2 protein-coding genes are annotated in these 1,206 nt (G+C 37.8%); both read left to right on the top strand.

Annotated elements, in window-relative coordinates; translation table 11 throughout:
- Positions 1-82 precede the first annotated feature (82 nt).
- On the top strand, positions 83-523 hold the full coding sequence (locus tag J8L97_RS22955) for a thioesterase family protein (protein WP_211053035.1): 441 nt from the start codon (positions 83-85) through the stop codon (positions 521-523).
- A gap of 239 nt (positions 524-762) precedes the next feature.
- Positions 763-1,206 (top strand): hypothetical protein (locus J8L97_RS22950; RefSeq protein WP_211053034.1); only part of this gene is annotated, 444 nt, incomplete at its 3' end.

The raw sequence follows: 1,206 nt of genomic DNA, 5'->3' as shown, positions 1-1,206 counted from the left end.
ATTTATGGATCGCATTGCGCTTGTTACTGGTACGATGAGTTGTTACTCTCAAAATAAATAATCATAATTTTGAGGCAGCGTCATGCAGGAGTTTTTCGAAAAGTTTGCAATTAATACAAAAGTGAATGTGGTGTGGGGAGAAATGGATGCGTTAGGGCATGTGAATAACGTGTCGTATTTTCGTTATTTTGAAACCGCGCGAATTGATTTTTTAAAACAAACGGGCTTACTGTCTATATTGTCAGAACCCAGCCATAGCCCTGTTTTGCGTGATACTTACGCGCAATACAAACGGCCAGTTACTTTTCCTGATACGTTGCATATTGGTTCATATATTACTGACATCAAAGCAGACCGTTTCACGATGCGCTACGAGGCGTTTAGTGAATCACAGCAAGCAATATGCACAACTGGGTATGCGAGTGTGGTGATGTTTAATATGAACACAGGGCAAAAAGCCGCCATTCCAAGCAATATGCTAACCATACTGAAGCAGTACACGTTGGACAACAATCGCAACTGACGGGGCTAAAAGTTCAGTTGGATGGGCGCTATTATTGTTATGTCTTGGAGCGTGAACGCCAAGTGACCCATAGGGCAATTGCACGAGGTAAGACCTACCCTTGATTATCCACCTTATATGTAAGTATTAGGTTGAAACCAAAATAGAGTTAAAACAGCAAAGCTTTATAAAATTACAATTTAGAAAACTAAAGTTAATATTTATAAGGTGGTTAATTTTACTATAAGGAAATAACTCGTATGAAATCTATTTCACTCCTCTTACTTTTACTCTGTACACTTGGTGCGCAGTCTAAAGCACAGGGTTTAGAACCTCAATTTAATTTATATTTTAAAAAAAATACTTTAGAAACGCTGAACCTGAATGACATACAACGAAGTACATTACAAGCCATCATCCAAAATGCCGAACTAGACAAGCAAGTAGATGCAGAATATGCAAACGGCACGAAAGGTGTTTTCGGAGACTTAAGTCGGACAGTCCCCTATACAGGCAATGAAATATTTAACATAGCAATAAACAGCGGTAAAATAGATTCTGAGAATTTCACTCTAAAACCCATTTATTTAGCTTATGGTCGAGATTTAAATTTAAGACGCATTGAATTTGAATCTAAAATTAAAGGAGTTAGAGCTAGGCTACACATATTTATGGAAGGTGAAGGGAAGTTTGCATCCACTCAA

Origin of the sequence: Pseudoalteromonas sp. MMG012, assembly GCF_018100875.1 — a bacterium.
Taxonomy (GTDB): Bacteria; Pseudomonadota; Gammaproteobacteria; order Enterobacterales; family Alteromonadaceae; genus Pseudoalteromonas; species Pseudoalteromonas aurantia.
The sequence above is the reverse complement of the archived record's forward strand: the minus strand, read 5'-3'. Positions and strand labels throughout refer to the sequence as shown.